Consider the following 23,403-nt stretch of genomic DNA (forward strand, 5'->3'; position numbering starts at 1 on the left):
CCACGACACCGTCGGGTTCGACGGCACCGCCCGGTGCCACGACACCGCCCGTTGCCGCCGTGGCGGTCGGTTCCTCCACGGCGACCTGGGAGGAGCGGAACAACGCGTACCTCGGTGCGGCCCTGCACTGGCTCCGCCAGCGCCTCCGGGCTCTGGCCGAGGAGGTGCCCGGCCCGGGCGGGGTGCCGGAGGCGGCCCCGGCCCCGACCGGCGCGGGAACGGCGGCCGAGACAAGAGCGGCCGGGGCAAGAGCAACCGAGACAAGAGCGGCTGAGGCAGGATCGGCCGAGGAAGCGGCAGCGGCGGGAATGGCCGCCGAGGGTACTACCGCCCCTGCGGGAGGCTCCGAAGGCCGCACCCGGGGGCTGTTCCACCGCCGCTCGAAGACAGCCGGTGCGAAGACAGCCCACCCGACGGCAGCCCACTCGAAGGCAACCCGCCGGACGGCAGCCCGTTCTGGGACCGCCCACCCGGCGGCCGACACCCGTCAGGCCCCGGCCGTTCCCGGCCCACCGGCCGCAGTCGGCGACGGCTTGCCCGGTTCGCCCGATCCGTCCGGCTCGCCCGGTTCGCCCGATCCATCCGGCTCGCCCGGCTCGCCCGGCCGGCCCGGCCCGGATGACCCGGCGAGCGCGCTCGCGCAGGCGGCTCTGGCCCGGGACGAGGCAGCCGCCGCCGTGGTCTCGGCCCACGACCAGCTCGCCGAGCTGCTCGGCCTGACGCCGTTCGAGCGGGACGTCGTCCTGCTCGCGGCCGCCCGTGAACTCGATCCGGTGGTGGACTGGCTGAGCGCCGCGGCCGGAGCCGGCGGCCAACTGCCCGGACCGACCTTCGGCCTGGCCCTGCGCCTGTTCGACCAGCCCGCCTGGGACGCGCTCTCGCCCGAGCGGCCGCTGCGCCGCCTGCGGCTCGTCCGGCTGGAGGGCTCCGGCGGGCTGACCGCCTGCTCACTCCGGGCGGACGAACGCGTGGTCAACTACCTGAAGGGCCTGGACCACCTCGACGAGCGGCTCGCGGACACGGTCGTCCCGCTGGAGGACGGCGGCGGGTCCGTCGAGCCGTCGCCGTCCCAGCGGGAGGCGGCGCGGACGCTGCGCGCCGGCATGCGTGCGATGGCCGCCGACGGCCGCCCGCCGGTGGTGAACCTGGTGGGACCCGACGGGCCGAGCAAGCAGCTGGTGGCGCGCGAGGTCGCGGCGGCGTTCGGCCGGACGCTGCTCAGGGTGCCGGTGCCGGCCCTCGCGGCCTCGACCGCGGCAGCCGGGGCGGCCGGCGCGACCGCGAGGCTCTGGGAGCGGGAGGTCCTGCTCTCCCCGGTGGCCCTCTACCTGGACGCGGGGGACGAGGCCGGCGACCACGGTCCCGAGGCCGTCGCGGAGGCGGGCCGGCTGATGGCGCGACTGCCGGGGCCGGTGTTCCTGGACAGCCGTGAGGTCTGGCCGCACCTCGGCCCCGGCGCCCTGGCGGTGGACGTCGCCGGGCCCACCACGGCCGAGCAACGTGCGGTCTGGACGCAGGCCCTCGGGCCGGGCGGGGCGCAGCTCGCGGGCGAGCTCGCCGCCCAGTTCGACCTCGACCCGGTCGCCCTGGCCCGGGTCGCGGGCTCCGTCGCCGGCGGACCGCCGGGCGAGTCCGCACAGCAGCGCAGGCACCGGGTGTGGGGCGCCTGCCTCGTGGTGTCCCGGCCGCGCCTGGACCTGCTGGCGCAGCGGCTGGAGCTGCGGGCGCGGCGCGAGGACCTGGTCCTCCCCGAGGAGGTGACGGAGCAGCTGGACCGGATCCGCGACCAGGTGCGCCGGCGGACGCTGGTCCACGAGGACTGGGGGGTGGCGGGCCGGACCAGCCGCGGCCTCGGAATCACCGCGCTGTTCGCGGGCGAGAGCGGCACCGGCAAGACCATGACCGCCGAGGTGCTGGCCCGCGAGCTCGCCCTCGACCTCTACCGGATCGATCTCTCCGCGGTGGTGAGCAAGTACATCGGCGAGACCGAGAAGAACCTGCGCCGGCTCTTCGACGCGGCCGAGCACGGTGGCGCGATCCTCCTGTTCGACGAGGCCGACGCGCTGTTCGGCCGACGCAGCGAGGTGCGGGACAGCCATGACCGGTACGCCAACATCGAGGTCAACTACCTGCTCCAGCGCATGGAGTCGTACCGCGGCCTGGCGGTTCTGGCGACCAACATGAAGGGGGCGCTGGACCACGCCTTCAGCCGTCGGCTCCGGTTCGTACTGGACTTCCCGTTCCCGGGGCCGGTGGAGCGCGAGGCGATCTGGCAGCGGGCCTTCGCCCCGGGGGTGCGCTGCGAGCTCGACCACGCCCGGCTGTCCCGGTTCGGGCTGACCGGCGGCAGCATCCACAACATCGCGCTCAACGCCACCTTCGCGGCCGCGGCCACGCCCGAACAGGTGGCCACCATGCCGCTGGTGCTGGCCGCGGTCCGGATGGAGTGCCGGAAGCTCGGTTTCGTCGTGGACGAGCGCGAGTTCGCGTGGGACGGGCCCGCGCCCGTCGCCACGGCGTCGTCCCCGTACAGGGTGGGCGGGACGCCGGACGGCACACCGGTCGGGACGCCGGACGGCACACCGGACGGCACGGCGGCCGCGGCGGCCGCGGCGACGTGGGGCACAGCGACGTGGGAGGCGGCGGCACGGGAGACGGCGACGCGGGAGGCGGCGACGCGGGAGGCGGCGACGCGGGAGGCGGCGCTACAGGGGACGGCGACGGAGGAGACGGCGGACGAGGGGAGCGGACCGTGGACGTGACCGTGCGGATCGAGCGGCTGGTTCTGGAGGGCCTGGAGCCGGCCCCGGGATCGGCCGAGCGGCTGCGGGCCGCCCTGGAGCAGGCACTGGCCGAGCGGCTCACCGAGGCGCTGGCGGCGGGCGGGCGCGTCGGCCGGCCCGGGTCCGACGCAGCCCTGACGACCGGGCCGGTGACGGTGACGGTGACCGTGCCGGGGCCGCCGGGCGGGGCGCTGAGCCCCGGGGCGGCCGCCGCCCTGGGCGGGCACACCGGTCGCGCGCTGGCGGCCGGGCTCACCGGAACAGGAGGGGCGCCATGACCGGATTCCCGCGCTCGCCGCGGCTGATGCGCGGTGGCATCGTCGAACTCGACCCGGGGTCGGGCTCGGTGCTGCGGATCATCGCGCTGCAGTACAACCCCGACAGTCTGACCCGCAGCTTCCAGGTGCAGGACACCGGCGAGGAGAAGCACCAGCGGTCCCAGCCGCTCCGCTTCAAGGCCCCGCCCGTGGAGACCGTCAAGGTGGAGGCGGAGCTGGACGCGGCCGACCAGCTGGAGTTCCCGGACCGGTTCCCGGACGCCGGCCAGGTCGGGGTGCACCCCCAACTCGCCGCCCTGGAGCTGCTGGTCTACCCGACGGTGGGGCAGCTCGTCGCGGCGGACCAGTCGGCCGCGGCCGGCTCGCTGGAGATCCTGCCGATGGAGGCGCCGGTGACCGTCTTCGTCTGGAGCCCGAGCCGGATCATGCCGGTCCGGATCACCGAGCTGTCCGTGACCGAGGAGGCCTTCGACCCGGCCCTCAACCCGCTCCGGGCCAAGGTGCAGCTGGGCATGCGGGTGCTCTCGGTGAACGACGTCGGCTTCGACCACCGGGCCGGCGGGCTGTACCTGGCCCACCAGCGCCGGCTGGAGGCCCTGGCCGCCCGAGCCGGCGGCGGCAGCTTCGCGGCACTCGGCATCGGAGGGCTGACATGACGACACCCCCCTTCCCGCTGCTCGGCACACCCGGCTTCCCGCTGACCGGAACACCTGGCTTCCAACTGCCCGGCGCCCCCGGCTTCCCGATGCCGGGCACACCGGTCGGCCCGCCGCAGCCGCCCGAGGCGCCCGCCTTCCCCGTCGGCAGCCGCTATGCCGGGCTGCCGCTGGCCGTCGCCGAGCTGGACGGGCGTCAGGTGCGCTACGTCACCCGCCGGTTCGTGCCGCAGCCGGACTGCTTCGCGCTGCTGCGTGAGCACACCGTCGTGGAGGGGGAGCGCCCCGACACCGTGGCGGCGGCCGAGCTCGGCGATCCGGAGCGGTCCTGGCTGCTCTGCGACGCCAACGGGGTCCTCGACCCGGCGGAGCTGACGGCCACCGTCGGCCGCCGGCTGCGCATCACGCTGCCCGAGGGCGTGCCGGGGGTCGCCGATGCTTAGCGGACCGGTCCACCTCACCCTGTTGGCCGGTCCCGCGGTGCCGGTGCCGGTGCCCCGCTTCGTCCTGGACTCGCTCACCGGGGTGACGGTCCGCAGCACGGCCGAGCCGGGCAGGCAGAGCGCCTTCGAGCTCACCTTCGAGCTGGAGAAGAACTCGCCGGTGCCCACGGTCTTCCTGCTGGTGGGCGGGGGCCTGCCGCCGGTGCTCCGGGTCGTGGTCGCGGTGACCGTCGGCGGCGCGCCCGACGTGCTGATCGACGGGGTCGTCACCTCCACCGGCCTGGTACCGGGAGCGGATGGCGGCCCGTCCGTGCTCACCGTCCACGGCATGGACCTGACCGCGCTGATGGAGCGGATCGACGGTACCGGGACGCCCTTCCCGGCGCTGCCGGTGGCGGCCCGGGTGCTCACGGTGCTGGCCAAGTACGCCGCGCTCGGCGTCGTTCCGGCCGTCGTCCCGAGCCTGGTCGCCGACGTGCCCAACCCGCTGGAGCGGATCCCCGTCCAGCACGGCACGGACCTCGCCTACCTGCGGAGGATGGCCGCCCGCTCCGGCTACGTCTTCACCCACATCCCCGGGCCCGTCCCGGGCGCCAGCATCGCCTACTGGGGCCCGCAGGCCAAGATCGGCCTGCCGCAGCCCGCGCTCACCGTTGACTCGGACGTGCAGACCAACGTCGAGTCGCTCAGCTTCAGTTACGACGCGGAGAGTGCCACGCTTCCGGTGGTCTTCATCCAGAACCAGCAGACCAAGGCGGTCGTCCCGGTCCCGATCCCGGACGTCTCGCCGCTCAACCCGCCACTGGGGCTGGTCCAGCCCCCGCCCACCAGGCTCCGCTACATCCGGGAGACCGCCAAGCTCGGCGTCGCCGAGGCCGTGCTGCTCGGCATGGCGAAGGCCGCCACCTCGGCGGACGCGGTCAAGGCCGAGGGCAGCCTGGACGTCCAGCGGTACGGGCAGGTCCTCAAGCCCCGGTCGCTGGTCGGCGTCCGGGGCGCCGGGACGGCGTTCGACGGGCTCTACTTCGTCCGGTCGGTGGACCACCGGCTCCGACGCGGCTCCTTCACCCAGCAGTTCAGCCTCGTCCGCAACGGACTCGTTTCGACCCTTCCGGTGGTGCCGGTATGACCATGACCGACGACGGCGACCTCGTCGTCCCGGCCGGCGGCGCCGACGACTCCGCGGGGGGCGGGGGCAGCCGGTTCTACGGCAAGTACCGCGGTACCGTCGTCGGCAACGTCGACCCGCTCGGGATCGGCCGGATCCAGGCCCTGGTACCGGACGTCTCCGCCGTCCTCCCGTCCTCCTGGGCGATGCCCTGCGTCCCCGTCACCGGCCCGCAGAGCGGCGTCTTCGTGCTGCCGCCGATCGGCGCCGGGGTCTGGGTGGAGTTCGAGCAGGGCGACCCGGACTACCCGGTCTGGACCGGCGGCTTCTGGGGCAGCCCCGCCGAGACGCCCGCGCTCGCCCGGGCCGGAAATCCGGCGAGCCCGAGCATCGTCCTGCAGACCGTCGGCCAGAACACGATCTCCGTCTCCGACGCGCCCGGCGCGGCCGGCGGGATCCTCCTCAAGTCCGGCCTCGCCTCGATCACGGTCAACCAGCAGGGCATCACCATCCAGAACGGCCAGGGGGCCAGCCTCGTGCTCACCGGCCCGCAGGTCAACGTCAACCTCGGCGCACTCACCGTGCAGTGACCCGGGTCCGGAGGGGAGACACCCATGCCAGGAGCGATCCTGCACCAGGGCGCGGTCGTCCAGTGCCCGCACGGCGGACGCGCGAACCCGCCGAGCGCCGACCCGCGCGTGTGCGTCGGCGGCCTGCCGGTCTGGCTGCAACCGGTTCCGGCCCTCGTCGTCGGCTGCGCCCTGCCACCGCCGCCCGCCGCCAACGGCCCCTGCGTGACCGCCTCCTGGTCGACGGGATCGCTACGGGTCCAGGCCGACGGGGTGCCCCTGCTGCTCCTCGACAGCCAGGCCACCACCGTGCCGAGCGGGACACCGCTGGTCCCGGTCTCTGCGCAGCAGCGGGTGATCGCCGTATGAGCTCTCCCACGCCCGGCCGGGTCGACGTGGCGTTCCCGTTCCGCTTCGACGAGCGAGGCCGCACCGCCGGGCCCGCCGACTACGACCGGCACGTCCGCGACCTGCTCGAACAGCTCCTCTTCACCGCCCCCGGCGAACGGGTCAACCGGCCGGACTTCGGCTGCGGGCTGAACCAGCTCCTCTTCGGCCCCAACAGCCCCGAACTCGCCGCCACCGTCGAGTACACCGCCCGGGCGGCGGTCCAGCGCTGGCTCGGCGACGTGCTCGACCTGGTCGAACTGCGCGCCACCGCCGTCGAGTCGGTGCTCACCGTCGAGGTCCGCTACGTGGTGCGCCGCACCCGGCAGGCGGCCGAGGCCCGCTTCGCCCGGGAGGTCCCGCGATGACCGGCCACCTGGTCCCCGATCGCCCCGCGGCCACGTACGGCCCCGGTGCTCCGGCCGGCGCGCCGGCCGCGAACGACCCGGCCACCGTGCCCGGGACGGACTGCGCCGTGGAGTGCACCGTCGACCACCGCCGCGAGCTGGTGATCGCCCACGGCCTCAACGGGATCGACGGGATCGAGGTCTCGGACCCCAACCCCGCCGACGGCACGGTGGTGCTCTGCGTCGGCCTGCTCGGCCCGGTCCCGGACAACCTGACGGTGGCCAACCTGCGGATCGACGCCGAGCCGGGCGCCCGGCGGGTGCGGGTGCTCGGCGTCCGCGCCCGGCCACCACACACGGAGGACGAGGACGGCTGCCTGGAGGTCACCCTCGACCGGCCGGGCGACACCACCACCTACCACCTCGCCGTCGTCGAACCGGGGCCGCACGGCCACCCCGGCCGACAGCCCCGGCACGGCTTCGACCTCCGCCACCACCGCGCGCCGTTCGGCTTCTGCGCGGGCCGCGCCGCCGAGGCCGACTGCCCCGCCGGGCCCGCCTGCCCGCCCGTCCCGGTGACCCCCGCCGCGCTCGACTACCTGGCCAAGGACTACGCCTCCTTCCGCCGCCTCGTGCTCGACCGGCTCGGGTTGCTCGTCCCGGGCTGGCGGGAGCGCCACGTCCCCGACCTCGGCGTCACCCTGGCCGAGCTGATCGCCTACGCCGCCGACCGGCTCAGCTACTACCAGGACGCCGTCGCCACCGAGGCCTACCTGGGCACCGCCCGGCGCCGCATCTCGGTGCGCCGCCACGCCCGGCTGGTCGACTACCGGCTGCACGAGGGCTGCAACGCACGGGCCTTCGTCACCGTCGAGGTCGGACGCGAGCCCTCCCCGCCCTGGCGTGCCGACCAGGTCGCCCTGCTCACCGGCTACCCGGGGGCCCCGCCCCCCGGCCTCCCGCTGCGCTGGGAGGACCTGCCCCCGCAGGCCCTCGACGGCGGCCACGTCTTCGAACCACTGGCCGCCGACCCCGCCGCCCCGCTGCGGCTCTTCCCCGGGCACGGTCTGATCCGCATCCACGACTGGGGCGACGGCCAGTGCTGCCTGCCGGCCGGCGCAACCTCCGTGACCCTGGTCGACCGGACCCCGGCCGGCCCGCTGCGCCTGGCCGCCGGGGACCTCCTGGTACTGGAGGAGGTCCTCGGGCCCCGCACCGGCCGCCCGGGCGATGCCGACCCGGCCCACCGGCACGTCGTCCGGCTCGCCTGGGTGCGGCGCGCGCACGACGAGGTGCTCGACACCCCGCTGCTGGAGGCGGGCTGGTCCACGGCGGACGCCCTGCCGTTCCCGCTCTGCGTCTCCGCCCTCGGGCCCGCCCCGGACTGCCGCCCGCTGGGCGACGTCAGCGTCGCCCGCGGCAACGTCCTCCTGGTCGACCACGGCACCTGGACGGAGGAGCCGCTCGGCCCGGTGCCGGGCACGACCGAACCCCCGCGCTGCGCGGGGGAGTGCCGCCCGGCCGAGGAGCCGCCGGCCCCGGCCCGCTTCCGCCCCCGGCTCGGACGGCCGGGCGTCACCCACGCCGAACCGCTGCCCGGCCCGTCCGGCTGCGGCTGCCCGGCCACCGCCGCCGAGCTGCTGCGCCGCGACCCGCGCCGCGCGGTGCCCGCGGTCGCGCTCACCGAGACCGCCGGGCAGCCCGGCTGGCAGCCGGTGCCCGACCTCCTCGCGGCAGGGCCGGACGACCGGGTGTTCGCCGTCGAGACGGACGACGAGCGGGTCTCCTGGCTGCGCTTCGGCGACGACCGCACCGGCCGCCGGCCCGGGCCCGGCAGCTCCTTCACCGCCCGTTACCGGGTGGGCGGCGGACCGGAGGGCAACGTCGGGGCGGAGACGATCGTGCACCTGGCGCTGCGTCCCGGCACGGGCGGGCAGGACATCGTCACCCGGCCCCGGAACCCGCTGCCCGCGGTCGGCGGCGCCGCTCCCGAAACGCCGGCCGAGGCCCGGGCGGCCATCCCGGTCGCCTTCCGCGCCACCCGCGAACGGGCCGTCATCGCCGACGACTACGCCGAGCTGGCCCGGCGGGCGGGCGGCGACCGGCTCCAGGGCGCGGCCGCCGAGCTGGTCTGGACGGGCAGCTGGTACGAGGCCGACGTCACGCTCGACCCGCGCGCCGGCGGCGGTCCGGCGGACTGCGCGTGCGGAGCGCCCCCGGGCTGCGACGACGTGGCCTGCACCGTGCACGAGGCCACCGAGGCCCTGGAACGGGCCCGCCGGCTCGGCCACGAGCTGCGGGTCACCCCGGCCACCGAGGTGCCCGTCGAGATCGAACTCACCGTCTGCGTCCAGCCCTTCCACGTCCGGGCGCAGGTCGCGCAGGCCCTGCGCGAGGAGTTCTCGGCCGACGTCCTGCCGGACGCCCGGCCCGCCTTCTTCCACCCGGACCGGTGGGGCTTCGGCGACGGCGTCCACGTCAGCCGGGTCCTCGCCGCCGCCCAGGCGGTGCCCGGGGTCGCCTCCGCCGAGGTCACCCGGCTGCTCCGGCAGGGCGAGCCGGACCAGGGCGCCCTCGCCCGGGGCGTCCTCGCGGTCGGCCCGCACGAGGTCGTCGTCGTGGACAACACCCGGCCGCGCAGCGGCCGGTTCACCGCCGTCGCGGGAGGCGGCCGGTGAACCGGCGGACCACCACGGGGTGCGCCGAGGCCGGGCCCGGAGAGGAGTGCGCATGAGTACCTGTACCTGTGGCTGCTGCGCCGGCGGCGCGGCAGCACCCCCGTCCGTGGCCAACCCGCCCGGGCAGGCCGCGCTGCGGCTGCGCACGGGCACCCACGCCACCTTCCTGGCCGCCATGCTCGGCCGGCTCCCGGCCGCCGACCTGCCCGGCCTCGCCGGGCTCACCACCCGCGACCCGGGCGACCCGGCGATCGCGCTCTGCGACGCCGCCGCGGCCGTCTGCGACGTGCTGACCTTCTACCAGGAGCGCATCGGCAACGAGGGCTACCAGCGGACCGCGACCGAGGCCCGCTCGGTGCACGAGCTGACCGCACTCGTCGGCTACCGCGCCCGCCCCGGCGTCGCCGCCGGCACCCACCTCGCCTTCACCCTGGAGGCAGGCCACCGCGAAGTGATCCCGGCCGGGACCAGGGCGCAGAGCCTGCCCGGCCCGGGTGAGCTGGCCCAGGCCTACGAGACCGGCGCACCGCTGCCCGCACTGGCGGACGCCAACCGGCTGCCGGTCCGGATGACCCGGCCGCAGCCGGTCACCGCCGCCGACGTCCACCGGCTGCCGGCGCTCTGGCTCGCCGGCACCGCCACCCGGCTGCGGCCGAACGACCTGCTGCTCATCGGGATCGGACTTCCCGGCCGGGTCAGGCACTTCGTGCGGTCGGTCGACGGGGTCGAGGAGGACCTCGAACACCAGCGGACCAGGGTCCTGCTCGCCGGGGGCCGGCCGGAGGACCCCCCGGAGTGGGAGCAGGTCGACGGCCTGGGCGGGCTGATCGACCTGCTGACCGCCCCGCCGTCGGAGCCGGCGCCCGACGTCCCCGTCCCCGACGCCTCGGCGGCCGACGCCCGGCTCAGGCGTGAGGAGCTGCTCCATCCCGGGCTGTCCGGGCTGCTCCACAGCGCATGGGCGGGTGCCACCGTCAGCGGACGGCCGACCGTGCAGGTCTACGCCCTGCGGGTGGCCGCGCCGCTGTTCGGCCACAACGCCGGCCGCAAGCCCGCGTTCGGCGAGGACGGAAGGCCGCTGCCGATGGAGCAGTGGCCCGACTGGACGGTGGCGGAGGGCGAGGCGGCCATCTACCTCGACAACCCGTACCCGTCCATCCGCAGCGGCACCGTCGCGGTGATCGCCCTGGCGGCCGACCCCGCCGCCAACGATGCGCCGACGGGCGGGCGCGGGCCGGCGCGGGCAGTGTCCGAGCACTTCCGCATCATCGGCGACCGCCGCGGGCACCCCCTCACCGCGGCACCGGTCTCCCGGGCGGAGTACGGGCTCTCCAACCGGACCACCAGGATCGACCTCGGCGGGAAGCCGGTCTGGGAGGCGCCGGGGAGCATGGACGAACTGCGCCGGATCACCGTCCACGCCGCCCCCGAACCCCTGGCTCTCGCCGAACTCCCCATCACCGAGCCGGTGCGGGGCGCGGTGCTCGAACTCGACGGCGTACTCGACGGGCTGGAGTCCGGGCGGCTGCTGGTGGTCTCCGGGGAGCGCGCCGACCTTCCCGGCGTCGCCGGTGTCACCGCCGCCGAACTCGTCAAGGTCGCCGAGGTCCGCCAGGGCACGGTCACCCGCCCCGTCCCCACCCGGGAGCCTGCGACGGCCAGGCCGGCGACGGCCGGGCCCGCCGCCCCCGCCACCGCCGACGCGGCTACGGCCGCCCCTGCCACCACCGACGCCGCCACCGTGGTGCCGGGCGAGCACAACCACAGCTTCCTGATCCTCGAAGCCCCGTTGGTACACAGCTACAAGCGCGACACCGTCACCGTGTACGGCAACGTCGTCCACGCCACCCACGGCGAGACCCGCGTCGACGTCCTGGGCAGCGGCGACGCCTCCGCCGCGCACCAGACCTTCCCCCTGCACGGCGCGCCGCTGACCTACGTCTCCGCGCCCACCCCCACCGGCGTCGCGAGCACCCTCGACGTCACCGTCGACGCCGTCCGCTGGCCCGAGCGCCCGTGGTTCGCCGGCCTCGGACCGGACGACCGCGGCTACGTCACCAGCACCGACGAGACCGGAACCACCACCGTCACGTTCCCCGACGGCACCTCGGGACACCGGCCGGCCACCGGCAGCGAGAACATCAGGGCCCGCTACCGGACCGGGACCGGCACGGCCGGCAACACCGACGCCGGCCGGATCACCCTGCTCGCCGCCAAGCCGCTGTCCGTCCGCGAGGTCGTCAACCCGCTGCCCGCCACCGGCGGCACCGACCCCGAACGCCCCGACCAGGCACGGACCGGCGCGCCGCTGCCGCTGAAAACCCTGGACCGACTGGTCTCCCTGCCGGACTACGCCGACTTCGCCCGGGCCTTCGCCGGGGTCGGCAAGGCCACCGCGGACCGGCTCTCGGACGGCCGCGGCGGCGTCGTCGTGGTCACCGTCGCGGGCGCGGACGGCGCCCTGCTGTCCCGCGAGTCCGACGTCGTCCGGAACCTGCGCACCGCGCTGCGCCGCTTCGGCGACCCGGCCGTCCGGATCCGGGTGCTGCCGGCCGAGCGGCTGGTGCTCTCCGTCGGCGCGGAGGTCCGGCTGCTCCCCGACCGGCAGTGGGCGGCGGTGGAGCCCGTGCTCAGGGCGGCCCTGCTGGACGCCTTCGGGCCGGTCCGCCGCGACCTGGCCCAGAGTGTGCCGGGCTCCGAGGTGGTGGCGCTCCTGCAGTCCGTGCCGGGCGTGCACTCGGTGCGCGGCCTCGCGCTGACGTCGGTACCGAAGGGAGCGGAGCCGCCGCCGGGGCAGCACCCGGGCCCGTGGCTGCCCGCCCTCGGCGCCCGCCGTACCGACGACGGCCTCGCGGCGGCCCAACACCTCTGCACAGCGGCCGAGTTGCCCGAATTCCTCGATCTCAGGGAGGGCGTCGCATGACGCAGCCCGACCGGCTCTTCGACCTGCTCCCGCTGGTCCACCGGATGCGCGACGCGGAGGCCGGGAACCCCCTGCGCGACCTGCTGCGGGTCATCACCGAGCAGCTCCAGGTGGTCGAGGACGACATCACGCGCGGCTACGACAACTGGTTCGTGGAGACCGCCGAGGACTGGGTGGTGCCCTACCTCGCCGACCTGGTGGGCTGGTCGCCCGTACCCGACGCCGGCTGGACGGCCGCCGCGACGGCCGGCCGCGACCTGGCCCGCCGCTCGGCGCTCGCGCCCCGCCAGGACGTCGCCAACACCCTGCGCCACCGGCGCCGCAAGGGCACCAGAGCACTGCTCGAAGACCTCGCCCGGGACGTCGCCGGACTCCCCGGGCACGCCGTCGAGGGATTCCGGCTGCTCGCCCGGTACCAGAAGCTGAACCACCTCCGGCCGGGCCGGGCCGGCACCGCCGACCTGCGCGACGGCGAACTGCTCGGCCGGCTCGGGGGGCCGTTCGACGAGGAGGCGCACACCGTCGACGTCCGCCGGCCCGGCTCGCACCGCACGAGCGGCCTGCACAACATCCCGGACGTCGGCCTCTTCGTCTGGCGGCTGCACGCCTACCCGGTGACCGGCACCCGGGCCGGGCAGGTCGAACGGGTCGGGCGGTGGGCGTTCACCTTCGACCCGATGGGCTTCGACGTCCAGATGTTCGGCCGGGGCGCGGACGGCGACCGCGGGCTCCATCCGCAGGGACCCGCCGACGTGCCCGCGCCGATCGGCCGCCGTGCGTTCGCCGTGCCCGGTGCCGCATCCCCGCCGCAGCACGCGCCCCTGTCGTCCCCGCCGCAGCACGCGTCCCTGTCGTCCCCGCCGTCCCACGCCTCCCCGCCGTCCCACCCCGCCGTCCCACGCCTCCCCGCTGTACTACGCCTCCCCGCTGTACTACGGCGAGGGGCGCTCGATGGTGATCCACGCGCCCGGCTGGCCCGCCCGCGGGCAGGGCACCCCCGTCCCCGCCGAGCGGGTGGTCCCGGCCGACCTGAGCGACTGGGAGTCCTACCGTCCGCTGCCCGGCACCGTCGCGGTGGACCCGGTGCTCGGCCGGATGCTGTTCCCGCGCCGCAACCCGCCGCAGCGGGTCCGGGTGAGCTACCACTACGGCTTCGGCGCCGACCTGGGCGGCGGCGAGTACCGGCGCCCGATGCCCGAGCCCCCGGAGGCCGACACCCATCGCTGCCGGGCGGAGGACCTGACCGACCCCGACGCCCTGCGCCACGCCGTCCTGACCGGGCCGGGGCCGGCCGCGGCGCTGGTCCTGCGGCACTGGCCGGGCGGCGCGCCCGGCCCCGGCGGCGGCACCGACGACGAACTGGTCGAGGCGCTCGACGCGGCGCTCCTGGACGAGGACCTCTACGCGCTCGCCCGGCCCGGCCGGCCGGTCCCGGCGGGGGTTCCGCTGCTGGTCGCGAACCGGCAGTACCTGGAGACGCTCTGGCCGGACTGGATCAGGCCCGCCCGCTGGTACCGGGCGGTGCGCTCCGCCGCCGAGTTCCGGCGGGCGCTGCACGGCTGGGAGCACGACCGTCCCCGCTACGCCGTCATCGAGATCACCGGCAGCGAGGTGCTCGGCGTCACCGCCGACCTCACACTGAGGCCCTGGCAGACCCTGCTCGTCCGGGCCGCCGAGCGCACCCGCCCGGTGCTCTGGCTCGCCGACCGCCGGGCGGACGGCCCCGACGCGCTCGCCGTCGCCCTCTCCGGCGGCAGCCGGCTCATCCTGGACGGCCTGGTGATCGGCGGCCGGGCCGTCCACCTCTCCGGCGCACCCGTGGACGCCGCCCCGGAGCCGGGCGATGAGGCCCGCAACGATGACGATTTGCAGGGCGGGGCCCGCAACGGCGAGGCCTTGCAGGGCGGGGTCCGCAACGGCGACGACAGCCAGGGCGGGGACGACCGCGCCCCGACCCCCGGGGCCGCCCGCCACACCGCCCATGGCTGCCGCCCACCCGCCCGCGTCGTCATCCGGCACTGCACCCTGGTGCCCGGCTGGGGACCCCACCACGTCTGCGGCCCCGAGCGGCCGGCGCCGCCCTCACTGGAACTGGCCGCCCTGCCCGGCGCCGAGGTGGAGATCAGCCACTCGATCGTGGGGCCGGTCCGGATCGAGGCCGCCGCGCGGGGCGGTGCACCGCTGCGGCTGGCCGTGAACGACAGCATCGTCGACGCCACCCACCCGGATCTCGAAGCCGTCGGCGGGGGAGGCCCCGGCGTGGCCCCGGCGGTCCTGGAGGTCGCCCGGACGACCGTCCTGGGCAGCCTCCAGGTGCACGCGATCGAGCACGGCGAGAACACGGTCTTCCTCGGTGAGGTCCTGGCCGCCCGGCGCTCGACCGGCTGTCTGCGGTTCTGCTGGGTGCCCACCGGCTCCCGCACGCCGCGCCGTTTCCACTGCCAGCCGGACACCGCCCTGGCGGCCCTCGGCGACGCGCCGTCACCCGACTTGGCCGCCGCCGTCGAACGCAGGCTCCGCCCCCGGTTCACCTCCGTCCGCCACCCCGACGCGGGGTACGCCCAGCTCGCCCCCGACTGCCCGGACGAGATCCGCACGGGCGCGGACGACGGCTCCGAACTCGGCGCCTTCCACGACCTCTTCCTGCCCCAGCGGCTGACCACCCTGCGCGCCCGGGCGGCCGAGTACACCCCGGCGGGCATGGACACCGGAGTCGTCCCCGTGGACTGACACCCCGCCCGACGACCGACCACCGCGCCCGACGACCGACCACCCCGCCCGACGACCGACCACCGCGACCAGCACACGAACAGGTGAGGACCAGCATGCACGCCGACGTCGAGCGGTTCAGCTTCGATCAGGGCAAGCACTTCCTGCGGGTGATCCAGCAGCAGGGCCGGGTGACCCTGCCGGCCGACGGCAACGAGCAGGTCGCCATCCTGTTGCACCACCTCCAAGCCCTCGCCGAGGACGTCATCGGCCCGTACGGCACGCCGTCCCCCCGCACGGGCGGGATCGGGCCCGGCTTCCGGATCGATGCGCCCCCGGCCGGGCAGGAGGCCGGGGTCTTCAGGATCGGCCAGGGCCGCTACTGGGTGCGCGGCCGGGCCTGCGAGAACGACACGGACGGCCTGCTCTACACCGGTCAGCCGGACCTCCCCGGTCCGGCCATCCCGGTGACCGGCACCTGGCTCGCCTACCTCGACGTCTGGGAGCGCCACCTCTCCGCCGCCGAGGACGACTCCATCCGCGAGGTCGCACTCGGCGGCCCCGACACCTGCACCCGCACCCGCCTGGTCTGGCAGGTCCGGCTGACGGACACGGCCCCGCCCGGCCGCCAGTTCGACAAGGACGACATCCGCAACCACTGGGACGCCTGGGAGGCCTTCCTCCAGCCCGCCGGGCGCGGGCTGCTCGCGGCCCGGGCCCGGCGGGGCAAGGGTCCGCTGGAGCCCTGCGTCGCCGATCCGGCGGCCGGTTACCTCGGCCCCGAGAACCAGCTCTACCGCGTCCAGATCCACCGCGGTTCCGGTGAGGAGGGCGGCCCCACCTTCACCTGGTCCAGGGACAACGGCTCGGTCGTCCACCCCCTGCTGCGGCTCAACGGGACGGCGGCCGTCCTGCGCGACCCGCCGCGGGACCGGCGCACCGCGCTGCCCGTCGGCACCCTGGTCGAGGTGGTCGACGACCGGAGCACCCTGCTCGGCCGGCCCGGCACCCTCGCCCGGGTCAAGGACATCGACGACGAGGGCGACGACTACACCGTCGTCCTCGACACCGACGCCGGGACCATCGAGGCCGACCGTCACCCCCTGCTCCGCCGCTGGGACCACCCCGACGTCGACGGCGGGGGAGACCTGCCCCGCCGCGCCGCCGACGGCGCGCTGCTCCTGACCGCGCAGGACCCCGTCGGCTGGTTCACCCTGGAAGACGGCATCCAGATCCGCTTCCAGCCGCCGGACACCGCCGATGTCCACTACCGCACCGGCGACTACTGGACCTTCCCCGCCCGTACCGCCACCGGTGACATCACCTGGCCCGCCGACCCGTCCGGCGGCCCCGCGGACCTCCCCCCGCAAGGCGTCGAGCACTTCTACGCCCCGCTGGCCCTGCTCTCCCTCGTCCCCGGCCAGCCCGCGGCCGTCACCGCCGACCTGCGCACCGGCTTCCATCCCGTCCGGGTGCAGTGAGCCGTCGTCGGCCCCCGGCCGGACGGGCCCGCCGCCGCGACCGGTCCGCCGCCGCGACCCGAAGAACCCGCCGTTCCAACCGGACAACCCGAAGAGCCGGCCGTTCCAACCGGAAAGGAGACTGGGATGCACGACCGGTCCCGCAGCCACTCGAAGCCCGCGCCCTCGCCCACACCCTCGCCCACGCCCTCGCCCCCGGTGCCCAGCGGTGCCCGGGCCGGCCACGACCGTCCCGACACCGCCGACCTCCAGCAGCCCGCCACCCCGTCGGCCGGGCAGCCTGATCTGAGCCACGTTCCGCTCCGGGGGCACACGGCCGGGGAGACGACCGGTGAAGCGGCCGGGCACACGGCCGGGGAGACGACCGGTGAAGCGGCCGGCAGGGGAACCGGTCGGGCGTCCGCCACGGCGGGCGAGGGCGCCGAGCGGCAGGCCGACGCGGCGGCCGCGGCCGGCGGCGCGGCCCTCAGCACGCCGGCACCGATGGAACCGGGCGGGGCGTCGCACGTCCAGGACCTGGTGCCGCGCTCCGCCGGAGCGCCGCTCGACGCCGGGACCGGGCAGGAGATGAGCGCGCGCTTCGGGCACGACTTCAGCGGGGTGCGGGTGCACACCGATGCGCAGGCGGCCGACCTGGCCGCGGGGCAGCACGCCAAGGCCTACACGGTCGGGAACGACATCGTCTTCGGCGCCGGCCGCTACGCCCCGCAGAGCGAGGCCGGGCAGGGCCTGCTCGCCCACGAGCTCGGCCACGTGGTGCAGCAGTCGGCGGCCGGCGCGCTCGCCGTCCAGTGCGACGACCTGGACAATCCGGACAGGACCGGGCCCGCGGCGCCCGCCGATCCCGAGGCGGTGCTCGGACAGCGGCTGGCCAAGGACTTCCCGGCGGGCGTGGCACTCGCCTTCTACGCCCCGATGCCGTCCACCAAGGACCATGAGGAGGCGCGGAACGCCGCCCGGAAGTGGGCCAGGCGGGAGAAGGCTCTGGCCCTCACGGGCAAGAAGGCCACCGCCTCGAACATCGTGTTCGGCGAGGCGATGTCGGATGCGGACCACCCGCTGACCGCCACCGTCCGGGCGCTCGGCGCCCTGCTCCCCGCAGCCGTGGCGAAGGCCCCGACCCCCGAGGGACCGGTGCCGCCGGGGACCGGCCCGAACACCGTGCGGACCCTCGCGGTGTTCGCCCACGGGACCAGCAACTGGTGCGGTCTCGGCTCGATCAGCAGTTCCACGGCGGCGTCGGTCATCAAGCAGATCGCCCCCGTGCTGGCACCGAACGTGACCGTCGTCCTGTACTCCTGCAACGGGGGCCGCGAACCGGACGCGAGCGAGGACTGGGTGAAGGGGACGATGGAGCCGGGTGGGAGGCACTCGTTGGCGGCCGTCGTCCGCGACTCACTGATCGCGGAGGGAAAGGGCGGTTCCGTGTGGGGCCACACGACGACCGGCCACGTCTCGGAGAACACCGCCCTCCGCGAGTTCGACACGGTCTCCGGCAAGGGCAGCGAGGGCGCCTCGTTCGTCACCCGGTACGTCTTCTCGGCCGCGGACAAGCTCACCGGCGTCAGCCGACTGCTCGACGGGGCGGTGGCCGCCGGGTACGAGGTCAGCCCGAAGGGGGCGGCGGCGGCCGCCCAGGCCGTGGAGAGCGAGATGTACGCCTGCTATCAGGAGGCAAACCGCGAACTGTCCTTCAATGGTGGCAAGTTGGCGGAGGTTGCGCCGGTTCACCCGGTCGAGGTGGGCCGCCGGGTCCACGACTACTGGCTGGAGATCTACTGGCCCCGTCGGCAGAACGAGGCCGTCGCCGCGTTCGTCCGGCGGCTGGTCGCGTCCGGACTGGCCACGAAGGCGGGAGCGAGGTAACCGGTGGGTGGGTTCGAAGTGGGCGCAGCGAGGGCGAGGCCGAGGACGAGTCCGGGAGCGGTCCCGAGGACGGTGTCCGTGCAGCATGCGCGGCAGGCGCCGTCGGGGGCGCCGCCGATCGTCCACGACGTGCTCCGCTCGCCGGGGCAGCCGCTCGACGCCGGCGCCCGCAGGACGATGGAGAGCAGGTTCGGAGCCGACTTCAGCGGTGTCCGCGTGCACGCCGACGGCCGGGCCGCCAGGTCGGCGGCGGCGGTGGGCGCCCAGGCCTACACCAGCGGGCCGGACCTGGTCTTCGGCGAGGGTGCGTACGCGCCGCACAGCCCGCGGGGGCTCGGGCTGATCGCCCACGAGCTGGCGCACTCGCTCCAGCAGTCGGGGTCGCCGCCGCGGACCGGCGAACTCTCGCTCGGGGGCGTCGGCGACGCCCGCGAGGCCGAGGCCGACCAGTGGTCCCGGGCGTCGCACGAGCCGGCCCGTACGGCCGGCGCCGGACGTCCTCGCGCGGGGCAGGACAGCAGCAGGGTGATCCGGCGCAGCGTCGGGGACTGGCTGCGCAGCCACGACCCGCGTCCGTTCCTCCGGGATGCGTACGCGTCGATCGACGAGTCCCCGCAGCACGTCATGGAGTTCTTCGAGGACGAGGTCTGGGCGGCCATCAAGGCGCACTGGGTCCGGATCACGCTGATCACGGGTGCGTTCCTCGCGGCCGAGGCCGTGATCGGGGCGGCGGAGGCGGCGCCGACCGGGATCACCCAGGTCGTCGGGGCGATCCTCCAGGTGATCACGTTGGCCGTGCTGGGCTACTTCGCGGCCGTCGAGACGAAGGACGCGGTGGCGGAGGCCCTGCGCTGGTGGTCGCTGTGCCGCGCCGCGCACGGGGACAGGGCGCGGATCACGGAGGCGTCCCGGTCCTTCGTCCGGGTGATCTGGCACCTCGTCATGGCGGTCCTCGCGGTGGCCGGCGCCCGGGCGAGGCTTCGCGGGCTCGGGGCCGCCGGGCGCGGAGCCGCGGCGGGTGCCGGTGCCGGGGCTGGTGCCGGTGCTGGGGCTGGTGCGGCCGCAGGTGGCGGCGAGGTCGTCGACATCGCCTCGCACCCGGGATTCCGGCCCAAGGTGCAGCCGTCGTCGGGCGGTGGCTCCGGAGGCACGGTGGCCTCGGGCTTCGACGGCAACGCGGCGGTCGACCTCGCCCCGGCGGAGCCGGTGCCCGTGCCGGAACCGCCCGCTCCCGCCCCGGCGCCCGTGCCCGCCCCACGGCCGGCCGCCGGCCAGGCCGCCTCCCCCGGCACGGGCACGTCGCCCGCCACGGAGGCCGCCAGGGCCGGGGCGCTCGCCGCGAGCCCGAAGCGGGACGACGGCGAGAAGAAGGACCCGTTGCTCGTCTACCGCAGCATGATCGAGCAGGGCGGGTCCCCCAAGCCCGAGCCCACCGCCCGCGGACTCGGGGTCCGCGTGGGAGGCGCGAACCCCGACGTGGAGGTCGTCGGCGGGCTCGCCCAGCCCGGCGGCGGCATGTCGGTGGCCCCGGACACGCCGCTGAACCTCCTGCCGCACCGCCGGCCCCCGGAGTGGGGCAAGGACGGCACCGGCAAGGACCCGGTCTGGGCCATCAGCCCCACGGTCTTCGCCGGGGTGCTGCAATACGTCAGGGACAAGAAGACGCACGGCTACGTCGGCCCCCGGGCCCCCGTTCCGGTGGACGAGCTCCAGGCGGCGCTCGCCCGGACCAGGCCGCTCTGGGTGAAGGCCACGCCGCCAGGACGGAAGGAAGGCCCGTGACATGGCCTGGATCTTCAGCCTGAGCGCCGAGTGCGGGCCGTCGCAGGCGGACGCGCTGGCGGTGGCCGGCCACTTCGCCGCCTGGCACGACACCCGGCAGGACACCGGGCAAACCACTCGGCAGGACGCCGGGTGGGCCGCCGACGTGGTCCGCGACGACCGGGGCAACTGGTGGGCGTGGGCCGTCCCCGGAGGGCTGAGCCGGACGGGGATCGGTTCCGACGCGGACGCCCGTGCGATGACCGAGGCCGGCCACCGCCTCTACGCGTGCCTGCGCTCGGCGCCCGCCCGCTACCGGTACGCCCTGGCCGGGGTCGAGGCCGACATGTTCCGCTTCTTCGACGAGCTGACGGCGGACGAGGACCTCGGCGCGTTCCCGGGCCTGGTCCTCGCCGACGACGTCTGGGAACTGGCCGGCCACCCGCCGGGTTTCACCACCTTCTCCCCGGGCTACCGCTGGCTGCCTTACCCGGGGGAGGGCCACCCGGCCTAGCGGGCCCGGTCCGGCGCCCGCCGGGCGTCGGGGGGCCACCCGAGCTACCCGATCTCGACGACCCGCGCCCACGCGGGCGGCGAGTCCGGCACGTGGTCGGGATCGTCCTCGTCCCAGGACCGCGCCCGCCGTTTCCGGGGGAACAGGCCGACCACCGTCCGGCACGGTGGCCGGCTGCTCGGCCACGGCGTCTGGCCGTCGGTCAGGACCACGACGACGTCCGGCCGGGGCCGGGCCCGGAGCGCCCTCGCGAAGCCCGTGCGCAGATCCGTGCCCCCTCCGCCCACCAGCGGGATTCCCCCGGCCTGGCAGAGCGGGTGCACGATCCGGGCCGCCGCGTCGCAGGACAGCACGGTGACCAGGTCGCGGCGGCCGCCCACCGCACGGGTGATCGCGGCGACCTCCAGGAGCGCACTGCCCAGCTCGGTGTCACTGACCGACCCGGAGGTGTCGATGACCACGGAGACCCGGGGCGGCCTGCGCCGCAGGCTCGGCAGCACGGCACCGGGTACCCCGGCCGAGCGCCGCGACGGCCGCCCGTAGCTGTAGTCCTCGCCCGCACCGGGGGCGGAGGCCGCCGAGCGGACCGCCGCCCCCAGCAGGTCCCGCCAGGGCTGCGGCGGGTGGAACGCCTCCTCCGCCCACCGTCGCCACCCCTTCGAGGTGCTCCCGGGGCGGCCGGTGATGCCCTGCGCCACCCGGAACCGGACGGCGTCCCGCTCCTGCGCACTGAGGCCGTGCGCGCCGTCCGGCCCTTCGTCCCACGCCCGCTCCAGCCCGTCGGCGCCACTGCCGCAGTCCAGCCACGCCAGGGCCTCGGTGTACGGTCCGAGCCCGAACTGCCGCAGGTAGTCCTCCATGAGCTCGCCCTCGGGCAGGCCCAGGGCGCCCGGGTCGACAGCGCCTTCGGGCCGGACCAGCCCGTCACCGAACACGTCGTCGTTGATCTCGCAGTCCGCGGCGATGTTCATCCGCAGCCGTTCCCCCGGGCCGGTCAGGCCGCGCTCCCGCGCGACCCGGTCGCTGCGCCCGTGATGGTCGCGCAGCAGGTGCGACAGCTCGTGCACCCAGACGCCGGCCAGTTCCTCCACCGGCGTCCGGGAGACGAACGCCGGTGAGACGTAGCACCGCCAGTGCCGGTCGACGGCCATCGTGGGCACCAGCCATGACTCCACGGGGTGGAGGGCGAACAGCGCCGTCGCCAGGTAGGGCCGCGCCCGGGCGGCCTGCAGCCGGGCGGCGAACAGCTTGTCGAAGTCCAGCGCCGGTTCACCGGCGTCCGTGGCCCCGGGTGTGCCCGTGGCCCTCGGTGCGCCCGTCACCCTCGGGTTGCCCGGGGCTGACGGGACGTTCGGGGCCTGCGGGGCGTTCGGGGCCTGCGGGGCGTTCGGGGCCTGCGGGGTGTCGGCGGTCACCGGCCGGCCTTCGTGGCGACCCGGTCGGCCGCCCGGTCCGCGCGCCGGGAGAGCGACACCGCGCCGGCGAGCCGCTCGATCGCCGCGGGGACGTCCCAGTCCTCCTGGCGCAGCGAGGCGAGCGTGGTCGCCGGGACGACCACCAGGTCCGGGGCCCCGGTCTCCAGCACCCGGACCAGCAGCGCCCAGGCCGCGTCCCAGCGGGCCCGGTCCGGGCGCGCACGGACCGCCGCCACCACACCGTCGAGCACGGCCTGGCGCAGGTCCCCCCGTTCGGGCAGCGCGGCACCCGCCGGGTCGGCGAGGAGCAGTTCGGGGTCGGGGAGGTCCATCCGGTCCAGGCTTGCCAGCAGCTCAAGCCCGGGACCGTCCCCCACGGTGCCCCGCACCAGGAGGGAGAGCACCTCCCGGGAGGAGCCGGCCGCGGTCGCGAAGGCGATCAGGTACAGCGTCATCTCCCAGCTCCGCGGCGAGGGCCAGGCGCCGCCCCGGCGGGTCTCGCTGCCGGGCAGCCGGTGCACGAGTCCGGGGCGGGCGGCCAGGAGCCCGCACACCGCACGGCGGGCGAAGGCGACGGCCGCCGGCAGCCCCTCGGGGGCGAGCCGCGGCAGGGTGGCGCGGGGCCACGTCCCGCCGAGGCCGCGCACCACGACCTCGGTGTCGTGGGTCCACTGGAGGTGGACGAACCGGTTGGCCAGCGGCGGGCTCAGCTCCCAGCCGTCGGCCGCCGAGGAGCGGGGGTTGGCGGCGGCCACGATCCTCACCCCGGGGGGTAGTTGGAGGGCGCCGATGCGCCGCTCCAGCACCAGGCGGAGCAGGGCGGCCTGCACGGCCGGCGGTGCGGTGGACAGCTCGTCGAGGAAGAGCAGCCCCCGGCCGGCCCGGACCAGCCGGACCGCCCAGTCCGGCGGGGCCATCGGGACGCCCTGTTCCGCGGGATCGTCCCCGAGGATGGGCAGGCCCGAGAAGTCGGAGGGTTCGTGCACGCTGGCGATCACCGTGGTGAGCGGAAGGCCCAGCGCCTCGGCGAGCTGCGTCAGGGCCGCGGTCTTGCCGATCCCGGGCTCGCCCCAGAGGAGGACGGGCAGGTCGGCGGCGACGGCCAGGGTCAGTGCCTCCAGCTGGATGTCGGGGCGGGGTTCGGTCGTGCTGGTCCGCAGCAGGGTCAGCAACTCGCCGGCCACGTCGAGCCGGGGGACGTCGTGCTGGGGGACGTCGAGGTGGGAGGTGCGGGTGGCCGGGTTCGGCAGGGTGCGCGTGGGCGTGTCTGATGGCATGTTCGATCACCTGTGGGTTCGTGCGCCGGGACGGTTCGTGTGCGGGGCAGCCCGTGTGCGGGACGGTTCACGTACGGGACGGTCCGTGCGGACGGCGGTTCGGGTGGGTGGCGGTTCGCGTGCCGGGATGGCGCGCGTGAGGAGGCGGCGTGCCTGAGGAGGTGGCGCGCGCGCAAGGGACGGCGGGTGTGACGGTCCGGGGCCGGGT

General features: G+C 76.1%; 17 protein-coding genes. 15 read left to right on the forward strand and 2 right to left on the reverse strand.

The window, feature by feature from the left end; genetic code table 11:
* Positions 1-533: 533 nt before the first annotated feature.
* The 15 genes from C2142_RS40815 to C2142_RS34270 all read left to right on the forward strand — a co-directional run bounded on the left by C2142_RS40815 (position 534) and on the right by C2142_RS34270 (position 20,503).
* Positions 534-2,762 carry an AAA family ATPase gene (locus C2142_RS40815; RefSeq protein ID WP_153882843.1) on the forward strand — a complete coding sequence of 743 codons (2,229 nt, stop codon included), beginning with the start codon at positions 534-536 and terminating at the stop codon, positions 2,760-2,762.
* Positions 2,753-3,061: a hypothetical protein gene (locus C2142_RS34205; protein ID WP_148646757.1), complete on the forward strand. Its 309-nt coding sequence runs from the start codon at positions 2,753-2,755 to the stop codon at positions 3,059-3,061. The genes C2142_RS40815 and C2142_RS34205 overlap by 10 nt, the downstream gene beginning before the upstream one ends.
* Positions 3,058-3,717, forward strand: coding sequence for a hypothetical protein (locus C2142_RS34210; protein WP_148646758.1), 660 nt, complete (start codon positions 3,058-3,060; stop codon positions 3,715-3,717). Before C2142_RS34205 ends, C2142_RS34210 begins: the two co-directional genes overlap by 4 nt.
* Complete coding sequence (locus C2142_RS34215; protein WP_241002942.1) at positions 3,714-4,160, forward strand: hypothetical protein; 447 nt, start codon at positions 3,714-3,716, stop codon at positions 4,158-4,160. Before C2142_RS34210 ends, C2142_RS34215 begins: the two co-directional genes overlap by 4 nt.
* Positions 4,153-5,289, forward strand: coding sequence for a hypothetical protein (locus tag C2142_RS34220; RefSeq protein WP_148646759.1), 1,137 nt, complete (start codon positions 4,153-4,155; stop codon positions 5,287-5,289). The genes C2142_RS34215 and C2142_RS34220 overlap by 8 nt, the downstream gene beginning before the upstream one ends.
* The gene (locus C2142_RS34225) at positions 5,286-5,858 is read left to right on the forward strand and encodes a phage baseplate assembly protein V (RefSeq protein ID WP_241002943.1); all 573 of its coding nucleotides are present in this window, start codon (positions 5,286-5,288) and stop codon (positions 5,856-5,858) included. The genes C2142_RS34220 and C2142_RS34225 overlap by 4 nt, the downstream gene beginning before the upstream one ends.
* A gap of 24 nt (positions 5,859-5,882) precedes the next feature.
* The gene (locus C2142_RS34230; protein ID WP_148646760.1) at positions 5,883-6,206 is read left to right on the forward strand and encodes a hypothetical protein; all 324 of its coding nucleotides are present in this window, start codon (positions 5,883-5,885) and stop codon (positions 6,204-6,206) included.
* Positions 6,203-6,592 (forward strand): GPW/gp25 family protein, encoded by a 390-nt coding sequence (locus tag C2142_RS34235; protein WP_148646761.1) that lies wholly within the window; start codon positions 6,203-6,205, stop codon positions 6,590-6,592. Before C2142_RS34230 ends, C2142_RS34235 begins: the two co-directional genes overlap by 4 nt.
* The gene (locus C2142_RS34240) at positions 6,589-9,249 is read left to right on the forward strand and encodes a putative baseplate assembly protein (RefSeq protein WP_148646762.1); all 2,661 of its coding nucleotides are present in this window, start codon (positions 6,589-6,591) and stop codon (positions 9,247-9,249) included. Before C2142_RS34235 ends, C2142_RS34240 begins: the two co-directional genes overlap by 4 nt.
* Before the next feature lie 52 nt (positions 9,250-9,301).
* A complete protein-coding gene (locus C2142_RS34245; protein WP_148646763.1) occupies positions 9,302-12,172 on the forward strand; it encodes a putative baseplate assembly protein in 2,871 nt (956 codons plus the stop codon).
* 951 nt (positions 12,173-13,123) lie between these two features.
* Positions 13,124-14,902, forward strand: a complete 1,779-nt coding sequence (locus tag C2142_RS34250) for a hypothetical protein (protein WP_148646764.1) — start codon at positions 13,124-13,126, stop codon at positions 14,900-14,902.
* A 95-nt stretch (positions 14,903-14,997) separates the two neighbouring features.
* Positions 14,998-16,362, forward strand: a complete 1,365-nt coding sequence (locus C2142_RS34255) for a DUF6519 domain-containing protein (protein ID WP_148646765.1) — start codon at positions 14,998-15,000, stop codon at positions 16,360-16,362.
* 126 nt (positions 16,363-16,488) lie between these two features.
* On the forward strand, positions 16,489-18,228 hold the full coding sequence (locus C2142_RS34260; protein WP_148646766.1) for a DUF4157 domain-containing protein: 1,740 nt from the start codon (positions 16,489-16,491) through the stop codon (positions 18,226-18,228).
* A gap of 78 nt (positions 18,229-18,306) precedes the next feature.
* The gene (locus C2142_RS40820) at positions 18,307-20,010 is read left to right on the forward strand and encodes a DUF4157 domain-containing protein (RefSeq protein ID WP_241002944.1); all 1,704 of its coding nucleotides are present in this window, start codon (positions 18,307-18,309) and stop codon (positions 20,008-20,010) included.
* A gap of 1 nt (position 20,011) precedes the next feature.
* Positions 20,012-20,503, forward strand: a complete 492-nt coding sequence (locus tag C2142_RS34270; protein WP_148646767.1) for a hypothetical protein — start codon at positions 20,012-20,014, stop codon at positions 20,501-20,503.
* Between the two features lie 44 nt (positions 20,504-20,547).
* Here the strand turns inward: C2142_RS34270 and C2142_RS34275 are convergent, their stop codons facing one another.
* Both C2142_RS34275 and C2142_RS34280 read right to left on the reverse strand, forming a co-directional pair.
* Positions 20,548-21,825, reverse strand: coding sequence for a VWA-like domain-containing protein (locus C2142_RS34275; protein ID WP_162002654.1), 1,278 nt, complete (start codon positions 21,823-21,825; stop codon positions 20,548-20,550).
* 89 nt (positions 21,826-21,914) lie between these two features.
* Positions 21,915-23,195, reverse strand: a complete 1,281-nt coding sequence (locus C2142_RS34280) for a MoxR family ATPase (protein ID WP_162002629.1) — start codon at positions 23,193-23,195, stop codon at positions 21,915-21,917.
* Positions 23,196-23,403: the final 208 nt, after the last annotated feature.

The organism is Streptomyces sp. CB01881 (assembly GCF_002953255.1).
Lineage (GTDB): Bacteria > Actinomycetota > Actinomycetes > Streptomycetales > Streptomycetaceae > Kitasatospora.

Coding starts and splice junctions, on each gene's coding strand:
- C2142_RS34225 (WP_241002943.1), top strand. CDS start 5,286: ATGACCATGACCGACGACGGCGACCTCGTCGTCCCGGCCGGCGGCGCC.
- C2142_RS34220 (WP_148646759.1), top strand. CDS start 4,153: ATGCTTAGCGGACCGGTCCACCTCACCCTGTTGGCCGGTCCCGCGGTG.
- C2142_RS34250 (WP_148646764.1), top strand. CDS start 13,124: ATGGTGATCCACGCGCCCGGCTGGCCCGCCCGCGGGCAGGGCACCCCC.
- C2142_RS34240 (WP_148646762.1), top strand. CDS start 6,589: ATGACCGGCCACCTGGTCCCCGATCGCCCCGCGGCCACGTACGGCCCC.
- C2142_RS34215 (WP_241002942.1), top strand. CDS start 3,714: ATGACGACACCCCCCTTCCCGCTGCTCGGCACACCCGGCTTCCCGCTG.
- C2142_RS34235 (WP_148646761.1), top strand. CDS start 6,203: ATGAGCTCTCCCACGCCCGGCCGGGTCGACGTGGCGTTCCCGTTCCGC.
- C2142_RS34255 (WP_148646765.1), top strand. CDS start 14,998: ATGCACGCCGACGTCGAGCGGTTCAGCTTCGATCAGGGCAAGCACTTC.
- C2142_RS34245 (WP_148646763.1), top strand. CDS start 9,302: ATGAGTACCTGTACCTGTGGCTGCTGCGCCGGCGGCGCGGCAGCACCC.
- C2142_RS34270 (WP_148646767.1), top strand. CDS start 20,012: ATGGCCTGGATCTTCAGCCTGAGCGCCGAGTGCGGGCCGTCGCAGGCG.
- C2142_RS34210 (WP_148646758.1), top strand. CDS start 3,058: ATGACCGGATTCCCGCGCTCGCCGCGGCTGATGCGCGGTGGCATCGTC.
- C2142_RS34230 (WP_148646760.1), top strand. CDS start 5,883: ATGCCAGGAGCGATCCTGCACCAGGGCGCGGTCGTCCAGTGCCCGCAC.
- C2142_RS34260 (WP_148646766.1), top strand. CDS start 16,489: ATGCACGACCGGTCCCGCAGCCACTCGAAGCCCGCGCCCTCGCCCACA.
- C2142_RS34280 (WP_162002629.1), bottom strand. CDS start 23,195: ATGCCATCAGACACGCCCACGCGCACCCTGCCGAACCCGGCCACCCGC.